The organism is Nocardioides sp. (assembly GCF_029937575.1).
Taxonomy (GTDB): domain Bacteria; phylum Actinomycetota; class Actinomycetes; order Propionibacteriales; family Nocardioidaceae; genus Nocardioides.
In genome coordinates, this window is record NZ_JAPYPS010000107.1 from 1 (window position 1) to 8,807 (window position 8,807).

6 protein-coding genes are annotated in these 8,807 nt (G+C 73.6%); 2 read left to right on the forward strand and 4 right to left on the reverse strand.

The window, feature by feature from the left end:
• The first annotated feature begins 126 nt into the window (after nt 1-126).
• Nucleotides 127-1,278, forward strand: a complete 1,152-nt coding sequence (locus tag Q1K33_RS20040; RefSeq protein ID WP_300406584.1) for an aminotransferase class I/II-fold pyridoxal phosphate-dependent enzyme — start codon at nt 127-129, stop codon at nt 1,276-1,278.
• A gap of 16 nt (nt 1,279-1,294) precedes the next feature.
• Here the strand turns inward: Q1K33_RS20040 and Q1K33_RS20045 are convergent, their stop codons facing one another.
• From Q1K33_RS20045 to Q1K33_RS20060, 4 genes are all read right to left on the reverse strand, one after another.
• Complete coding sequence (locus Q1K33_RS20045) at nt 1,295-2,494, reverse strand: hypothetical protein (RefSeq protein WP_300406586.1); 1,200 nt, start codon at nt 2,492-2,494, stop codon at nt 1,295-1,297.
• Between the two features lie 93 nt (nt 2,495-2,587).
• Nucleotides 2,588-4,120 (reverse strand): hypothetical protein, encoded by a 1,533-nt coding sequence (locus tag Q1K33_RS20050; RefSeq protein WP_300406588.1) that lies wholly within the window; start codon nt 4,118-4,120, stop codon nt 2,588-2,590.
• Entirely contained in the window at nt 4,113-5,651 is a 1,539-nt protein-coding gene (locus Q1K33_RS20055; RefSeq protein WP_300406590.1) for a glycosyltransferase family A protein, read from the reverse strand. The genes Q1K33_RS20050 and Q1K33_RS20055 overlap by 8 nt, the downstream gene beginning before the upstream one ends.
• On the reverse strand, nt 5,648-6,820 hold the full coding sequence (locus Q1K33_RS20060) for a hypothetical protein (protein WP_300406592.1): 1,173 nt from the start codon (nt 6,818-6,820) through the stop codon (nt 5,648-5,650). Before Q1K33_RS20060 ends, Q1K33_RS20055 begins: the two co-directional genes overlap by 4 nt.
• Before the next feature lie 18 nt (nt 6,821-6,838).
• Here Q1K33_RS20060 and Q1K33_RS20065 point away from each other — a divergent pair, with 18 nt between their 5' ends.
• Nucleotides 6,839-8,683 carry a hypothetical protein gene (locus Q1K33_RS20065; protein WP_300406594.1) on the forward strand — a complete coding sequence of 615 codons (1,845 nt, stop codon included), beginning with the start codon at nt 6,839-6,841 and terminating at the stop codon, nt 8,681-8,683.
• Nucleotides 8,684-8,807: the final 124 nt, after the last annotated feature.

The following is an 8,807-nucleotide window of genomic DNA, read 5'->3' on the forward strand; positions in this document are numbered from 1 at the left end:
GCCGCAGGCGATCCTTGACGGCGGGAGCAGGTCGGCTACGCGCGCGGCCCCACCAACCGCCAGCAACACCACCGACACCAGCACCGGCCTGATCGGCACGCCGACGGCCCCGGGTACTTTCGGCGGATGACCGACCTGCTCCGTGACCTGACCGACGCCGAGGCCCGCGCCGCCCTGGTCTGCAAGTGGGGCGAGGTCGAGCAGGACGTGCTCCCCGCGTGGGTCGCCGAGATGGACTATGCGGTCGCCGAGCCGATCAGGGCCGCCCTGCGCGACGCGATCGACACCGGGCTGACCGGCTACCCCGCGCCCGGCGCGGGCGGCCCCTTGGGCGAGGCGTACGCCGGGTTCGCGGCGAGGCAGTTCGGCCACGACGTCGACCCGGCGCAGGTGCTGCCGACAGTCGACGTGACCGCGGGGGTCCGCCTGGCGCTGGACGTCGCGGTGGGCCCGGGAGGACTGGTGATGCCCATCCCCGGCTACACCCCCCAGCTCGACATGGCCGCGATCGCGGGCCGCGAACGCCTCGATCTCGTGGTCGACCCGGACGCGGAGCGGGCCGAGCTCGACCTCGACCTGCTGGAGCGCCACTTCGCCCAGGGAGCGGCGGCGCTGCTGCTGACCCAGCCGCACAACCCGTGGGGCCGGGTGTTCACCCGAGGCGAGCTCGAGGGGGTCCGCGACGTCGTGGAGAGGCATCGGGGCTTCGTCGTCTCCGACGAGATCCACGCACCGCTCGTGCTGGACGGCGCCGAGCACGTGCCCTACCTGTCGATCGAGGGCACCGCTGAGCACACGGTCTCGGTGGTGGCGGCCTCGAAGGCCTTCAACACCGCCGGACTGAAGTGCGCCCAGCTCGTCACCGCGTCACCTCGGTTGGCCCAGACCCTGGCGACCGCGCCGATGGCGCGCAACGACTCCTGGTCGGTCCTCGGCGTGGCCGGCTCCGTGGCTGCCTACACCCACGGCGACGAGTGGCTCGCTGCGCTGCGCACGCGGCTCTCCTCCCAGCGTGATCGTCTCGTCGACCTCCTGGCGTCCGAGCTGCCCGACGCGCGGATGCGACCCCTCGAGGCGACGTACCTCGCGTGGATCGATCTGCGGGCCTACGGGCACGACGACCCGGCCGCCCTCGCCCTGGAGCGGCAACGCGTCAAGGTGGCAGCCGGCCAGGACTACCACCCGGGCCTGCCGGGGCACGTGCGCCTCAACATCGCCACGAGCCCCGAGCGCCTCACCGAGATCGTGCGCCGCCTCGCGGCGGCCGTACGGGACTGAGCAGCGCCTGAGCTCCTCAGCGCTTCAGCCGGCGCAGGACCCGCTCGACGGCGGCGGGACGAGCCGGGGCACCGCCGACCGGCTCCGACGGCAGGGTCCGAGCGACCTGGGCCTGCGCCGCGGCGGCCGCCTTCTTGACTGCCTTCTTGGCACCGCTCGGCTGGGCGGAGTCGAGCTCGCGCCGCAGGTCGACGTACTCCTTGGCCATCCCACCGATCCCGTCGAGCGCCGCCTCGAGGAGCTGCTCGGGAGGCAGGAGGGCCGGGTCGACGTAGGGCTTGGACGACGGACGCGGCCGCAGGTCCGCAAGGTCGCCGATCACCTCGACCCCGGTGGCAGCCAGCTCCTCGATCATCCGCTCGGCAGCGCGCTCGGCCCAGTCCCGGTGCTGCTCCGGCAGCACCAGCCCCGGCTCCTGCCCGCGCCGTGGCGCGAGGGCGTGACGCGACAGGACGTGGTTGATCGACTTCTTGTACTGGGCGAGGGTCAAGGCCTCCACCGCGGGACTGCCGTTGAGGCGTCGCATGACCTCGGCCGACGCGGCCCCCAAGGACTCGTGGCTGACCGCACCGGGTCGCGTGGTCTCCCGGCTGAGGTCGCAGGCCCGCGCGAAGCGCCACCACAGCTCGTCGGGGTCGCCTCCCGAGGCAGGCACCGTCACGATCCGGACCTGGTCGAGTCCGACCCGGTCGACGAAGCGGGCCACGATGCCGGATGAGTCCTGGCGACGCCAGAAGTGCTCCGCGGCCCCGGTGAGAGCCTCGGCGGGCGCCACGGCGCTGACGGCGTCGGCGTACTCACCGAGGGTCCACGTGTGGCGCTGACGCACGGAGCTCTGCCACTGCGCCGGCACCGAGCGAGCGAGGTCACGCGTCGTGAGGACGACCTCGATCCGCGCACCGGGGAAGGAGTCCGCCAACGCCTGGAACTGACGTGCGGTCGCCTTGTGCAGGTGCTCGTGCGAGAGCACCACGGAGCGTCCCGACCAGGCGTCGACGTCCTCGACCAGCCGCTGCCAGGCGGGGGGCAGGGCGCCCTTGCTGGGACGCCACTTGAGCAGGTCGCTGACCGCGTTGGTCACGAACGACCGGGACTTGCCGGGCAGCAGGACACCATCGGCTCGCAGCGCCGCGCGATTGGCCCACATCGAGCCCTGCAGGTAGGTCGTGCCGGTCTTGGGTGAGCCGATGTGCAAGTAGACGACGGCCGGGGCCATGACCAACCTTTCGAGGGCGGGATCCCGAGACGGGATGCTGACGGGATGCTGAGGGGAGAGGACAGCGCTGGGCAGTCACGGTAACCGAGAAGGTCAGCGGTTTCGCGCTCCACCGGGCCGAGGGACGTGGTCGACGTCGGCCTCGAGCAGCCTGCTCGGGTGGAAGCCGGGCCAGGTGGCGACGGTGCGCCGGGGATCCAGGAGGTAGTCGAGGTCGACCTGCCAGGTGTGCCCGCTCGGGTTGCGCCGCAGGACGTAGCCCAGGCCGTGCGTGCGATAGACCGCACCACCGGCGGCCAGGATCGAGTCGATGAGCTGGGCGTCGACGAACTTCCTGACCGACCGGAAGCCGCCCACCGCGCGCAGGGCGTGCCGGTCGACCAGCATCGTCCCGCCTGCGACGAAACGGGCGTAGAGCTCGGTGGGGTGCCCGCGCTTGACCGTGAGGTCCTGCTCGGTGAGGTAGTGCAGCTCGGCCGGCATCCCTACCATCTCGGCCCCGGAGTAGCCCCGGGCACGGAGCAGGTCGGAGACGACGTCGGGGGCATACCAGTCGTCGTCGTCCATCTTGAGCACGACGTCCCCGCCCGCCGCGCGAGAGGCGGCCTCGAGCACGTCACCGAAGAGCGTGTCCGCGGCCTGCGGCACCACGGCCACCGACACCTGCTCCCCCACCGCGTCGCGCACCCGGACCGGATCGACGTCGAACCCGTGCGGGGCGAGCACGAGCTCCAGCGACGCCACGTCGCGTTGACGGGCGACCTGAGCCAGGGCGAAGTCGAGCATGTCGGCGCGCCTCGTGGCGAGCAGGATGCTCACCGACGGCTGGATCGTGCCCGCGCGCACCGCCACGGCGTCGTACGCCGCACGGCGCTGCTCCAGGCTGCGCTCCTCGCGGGCGAGCGGGTCGGCGAGATCGGCCTCGCCCAGCAACCGTGCCGGCACGGAGGCGCTCGAGGGCACGTCGACCGCGGGGTCGACGACGACCGGCACGCCGGCCAGGCAGAGCGACTCGACTGTCCGGTCCGTCGTGTCGTCCCAGCGGTCCACGCGCACGCCGAGCGCGTCGCGCAGACCACGCACGACGGCGGGCGTCACCGCGCCGCGCAGGCCGATCCCGGACAGGCCGATCCCGGACAGGTCGAGCACGGACAGGTCGAGCACGGGCTCCTCGGCGTCGACGCGGAAGCCGATCGGGTTGATCACCCGTACGTCGGGCGCGGTCGCCTCCGGCCTGTCGGTCGCTGCCGGGCGGCGTACGCCCCAGGTCGACTGGGCTGCCAGCTCCCCCAGCACGGCTTCGACGTCCACCGCGGCAGCGAACCGCAGCACCGTCCACCAGCCGTCCCTGGCGCGCCGCGAGCGGAAGGAACGCAGGGTCGGCCACTCCGGTCGGGCGACGAGCGCGGGCGCCGTGGCGCCCTCGTCGAGGAAGAGTCCGATCACCCGCGAGGCGAGCCCCTGGGGACACGGCAGATCGCGGAGGGAGGCGACGTCCCTGGCATGCACGGCGACCTGAGGCACCCGGCCAGGCGCGGTGTCGGGGCCGAGCACGACGGCGCCCGGGTCCTGGGTCAGGAAGTTCGCCACCGGCGGCGGGACGGCGGGCGTGGTGTGATCACTCATCGACGGGCTCCCGCGGGGCGTACCCCCGCTTGCCGAGCTGGTCGTCGATCCGCGACCAGGCCGCCTCCTCGTCGATCGGACGCCCACCGGTGACGGGGTAGGTCATCGGGGCTGCCTCGGAGGACCTGACGAACCCGGCTTTCCGGCCGGTGATCTCGGCCACCCCGGCGATCTGCGCGACGACGGCGCCGAGATCCTCGCCGGGCTCGGCGACTCGCTGCGCCCGCGCGTACGCCGCCGTACGGGTGAGGACGCCGTGCGTCCCGTCGTTGAGCGCGATCGCCCGCACACCGTCGTGGGTGTGCTCGAGGTGGAGGAGCAGCGCCTCGAGCGCCTGGGGGCGCGGCGCGAAGCGGGCTCCGGGCAGGGTGAGCCGGAAGGGCGTGTCGGGTCGGCCGGTGGGCAGGTCGTCGAGTAGACGCACCCGGGGGTCGCCGACGAAGGTCTGGCGGATGATCCGCGCGGCGACGTGGGGGTCGTCGAGCACGGACATCCGCTCGTCAGAGAGCTGGGCGAAGTCGCCCAGGATCGTGACCCGCAGGTCGTGCAGCGTCGAGGCGAGCACCGCAGTGACGGTCGCGGTCACGTCACCCACGTCTTCGGCCGCCACGTCGTGGGCGTCGAGGACGACGTCGAGGTAGGGCACGGAGTAGGTCCGTCCCGGTGAGCGCTTGGCGCGCAGCACCGGCGAGGAGTCGGCGAGGAACGGGTCGTTGTAGGCGTTGACCTGCTCACGTCGGCCCATCACGTGGGTCGGGCCGAGGTGCCAGCTGATCGCCTCCCGGTCGGGCACGAAGAAGGCACCTGCCTCGGCCAGCCTGGCTCCGAGCGAGATGTCCTCCCCGAGGCGCAGCGTGATGTCCATGCCGCCCGCGTCGAGGTAGAGGTCGCGTCGTACGGACGCGCAGGCACCGGTGTGGGTGCGCAGCGCGTACCACCCAGCCTCGCGCAGGTCGTCGGTGCGGCCGTAGATCTCCTCGACCCAACTGTGCGGGGTGCGCTCCTCGTGAGCCCACCAGGAGCCGAGCTCGTCCGCGGCGACGGCAGCCACGACGTCCCCGGGCGTGCGATCGAGCGCGGGGGTCGGGTCGACGAACCACTTGTCGCCCAGGACCACCGCGTGATCGACGAGGTGGTGCCAGCGCAGCTGCGCCTCGACCTCCGTGCGCTCGGTGAGCATGTCGGCGTCGAGCCAGTGCAGCACCTCACCCTCCGCGACGAGCGCGCCCTGGTGGCAGGCGTTGGCGCGGCCCCACCCGCTGTCGACGCGCACGATGCGGGTGCGCTCCGGGCGCGCCTCGGGCAGCGCGAGGATGCCCGGGCCGTCATCGACGACGACGACCTCCAGCAGGTGCGCGGGGTAGGACTGGGCGGCGAGCCCGGCCAGCACGACGGGCAGCAGCCGCGCGGCGTCGTACGCCGGGATCACGACACTCACGCTGAGCGAGGGCTCCCAACCACCGACGTCGGGGACCTCCAGCGCGCCCCACTCGTTGCGGCGGACGCGGGGCTGGTCGTCGTACCGGCTCATCCGACGCTCCTCGGGCGGGTGGCGTAGACCAGGCCGCCCGAGGCGACGATCTCGTCGGGGGTGCGGTCGCTGCGGTGGGCGTGTGAGCCGGGCGGGGGCGTGGCGACGTAGGTCTCGGTGGGGCCGGTCGCGTCGTCGGGGATCACCACGAGGTCGGCGCCGCTGTAGTGGAGGGCGAGCTGGAGGTCGGTGTCCTCGTCGGGGTCGCCGCTGCTGGTGACCGAGACGGCGGCCGGGAACGGGTCGACACGGACACCGGCCCGCTCGGCGAGACGGGCGCGCCAGAAGAGCGTGGAGTGGGTGGTCAGCGCGGCGCGACGGGTGCGCACCGAATGCCGCTCGCGCTCGGCCGGGTCCTCGATCTGCTCGGTGGGGATGCCGCACATCGCCAGACCCGCCGCCAGGCGCGGGTCATGGCCGTTGGCGAGCCGGGCACCCTGCGCGTCGCGGAGTCCCCGCACCAGGGCGACGTCGAGGCGGGTGCCGGCGGGGAGGTCGACCATCCCCCGGGTCCACTCCCGTCGGAAGCCGATCGGGTTGTAGACGGCCTCGTCCAGGGGTACGTCGAGCTCGCCGACCCCCACCCGGGTGGGCGCCCGGCCGAGCACGGGGCTGGACGGGAGTGTCGTCGGGTCGGGGTCGCCGAGGACGACGTCGGGGGGCCGCTCGTCCTCGACGTCGTAGGAGCCGACGTACGTCGGGTCGGCGGGCGGCGCGACGGCGCCGGCCACGCGTAGGCCGCCGGGCCCGGTGAGCACCGGGGCCGCGACCGAGCGCGCGAGGGCGAGCAGCACCGGAGCGACCTCGAGACGACTCCGGAAGTCGATCCGGGTGGTGGCCGCGCCCTGCTCGAGACGCGCGTCGAGGTCGTCGATCCCGGGCCACGACGGGTGTGCCCGCAGCGTGGCCACCGCGTCGGCCTCGGCGAGCACGCAGCCCACCATCCGCGACCACCGCAGGTTTCCGATCCGCGAGACGTCGGTGCGCAGCGTCTCGGCGTTGCGCGTGACCAGGAGGACCATCCGGAGCTGGTGCTCGGGAAGTGGCTCGCCGATGCGCCGGACGACGGTGTCCACGACGTCGACCTGCACGTCGAGGTCGGTGACGACCACAGCCGGACGGCGCGCACCGTCGAGGATCCGCGCGACCACGTCGTCCAGCACAGGCATGCGCCTACGGTAGGACCCGTGCTGAGCCGAGACGACGCCACCGCGCTGGTCGCGGGCAGCCGACTCTTCGACGAGCGGTGGTACGCCGCGGTCTCGGGGCAGTCGTTCGACTCCCGCGGGGAGGCCGCCGCCTCGTGGGTCACTGCTCCCGGGGACGGCTCGCCGCACCCGCTCTTCGAGCCGCTGTGGCTCTACCCCGGTGGCGCCTGGCGCCGCCACGCCCCCGACCCGTTGTCCTACTACGTCTCGCAGGCAGCCGCCGGGGTGCGGCCGCCCCGGGCGCCGCACCCACGCTACGACCACGAGCTGGGCCCACTGGAGGACTGGCTCGTCGACCATGACCCGCACGACCTCCTCCCGGCACCCCTCCCCCGAGCCGTGGACGAGGCGACCGCCGAGGTCCGGGTCCCGACGGACGACGTGCGCCGCGCCGTGCGGTGGCTGCGTCACCTGCACCGGACCGCGCCCGAGGTGCGCGTGGTCGCGCTGACCGACCGGACCGACGTACGCCGGATCCTGGACGCGGTCGCGCTCGACCAGCCCCGCGTGGTCGTCGGCGACTGGTCGATGTCGTGGGGCACGCCCGTGGTGAGCATCGACCCCGACCTCGAGCCGCCTCGGTGGCGCTGGCTCCCCCCGCTGCTCGCTGCGCTGGACCGGCCCGGCGTGGTGGCGGCCCAGCCCGTGCTGCTGGATGAATCGTTCCTGGTGGCCGCACCCGTGCTGCGGGGACATCCGGTCTCGGCGATCGAGGCGCTCGACGGAGTCGTGCTGCCCGACCGTTTCGCCGGGATCGAGGCGCGGCTGCCGCACACCGACGGGTCGTCGGTGCTGGTGACATCGTCGTGGGCGGTCGGTGTCGGTGTCGATGTCGGCTCGACATCGCAGGAGGCATGGGCGGCCCTGGAGAGACGTGCTCGGACGGTCGAGGTCATTGAGGGGGCACCGTCCCTGCGCTGGTCGATCGACATCGCCGCCGGCGCCGCCCCGATCGGACGCCGGTGGGGCGACTGGCACTTCGCCTCGTCGCTGGCGGCCGCGCTGCGGCGGCTCGGGCAGTGGGTCGAGATCGACCACCCCGAGACCCGCGGTCGCGCGACGCGGGCCGAGACCGACGTCGTGCTCACTCTGCGCGGCCTGGAGCGAGTGCCTCCGGCGCCGGGGGCGGTCAACCTCCTGTGGGTGATCAGCCACCCCGAGGACGTCACTACCGAGGAGCTTGCCGGTTTCGACAGCGCGTTCGCGGCGTCCACGACCTGGGCGGCCCGGCACGGCGCGACGCCACTGCTGCAGTGCACCGACGCGACCAGGTTCCGTCCCGGCGCAGGCGCCACCGACTCCGGGGCGGGGGTGCTCTTCGTCGGCAACGCCCGCGGCGGGATGCGCCCCGTGGTCGCGGCTGCCCGGGAGGCCGGGATCGGGGTGACCGTGATCGGGACCGGCTGGGCCGACCACGGAGTCGCTTCCGCGTCCGACCGGATCGCCAACGAGGACCTGCCCGCGGCGTACGCCTCCGCCGGGGTCGTGCTCAACGACCACCACGCCGACATGGCGGCCGAGGGGTTCGTCTCCAACCGGGTCTTCGACGTGCTCGCCGTCGGCGGTCGGCTGCTCACCGACCCGGTGGCCGGGCTCTCCGACGTGCTCGCCGAGGTGGGCGCGTCGTCGCAGCCGACCTGGCAGGGCGCCGACGACCTTGCCGGTCTCGCGCGGCCGCCGTACGACGCCTGGCCGGACGAGCACGAGCGCCGCACCGTCGCGGAGCGGGTCGTCGCGGCGCACTCGTTCGACGCACGGGCCGCGACGTTGCTGGACGCGACAGTGACTCACCTCGCGTCCGCCAGGAGCCGGTCGAGCACCTGACCCTCGGACCCACAGCTGCCGTCGCACGGGGAGAGCGCAACGGCGCCGGGCGCCACGGACGTGGCTGGAGGTCAGGGCCCGGCTCTGGGTCGTTGTCGGATCCATTGGTCGGGTGGTGGGTGGT

Bases quoted from the DNA above. Each gene is read 5' to 3' on its own strand.
- Q1K33_RS20045 (WP_300406586.1), bottom strand. From the start codon at position 2,494: ATGGCCCCGGCCGTCGTCTACTTGCACATCGGCTCACCCAAGACCGGC.
- Q1K33_RS20055 (WP_300406590.1), bottom strand. From the start codon at position 5,651: ATGAGCCGGTACGACGACCAGCCCCGCGTCCGCCGCAACGAGTGGGGC.
- Q1K33_RS20050 (WP_300406588.1), bottom strand. From the start codon at position 4,120: ATGAGTGATCACACCACGCCCGCCGTCCCGCCGCCGGTGGCGAACTTC.
- Q1K33_RS20040 (WP_300406584.1), top strand. From the start codon at position 127: ATGACCGACCTGCTCCGTGACCTGACCGACGCCGAGGCCCGCGCCGCC.
- Q1K33_RS20060 (WP_300406592.1), bottom strand. From the start codon at position 6,820: ATGCCTGTGCTGGACGACGTGGTCGCGCGGATCCTCGACGGTGCGCGC.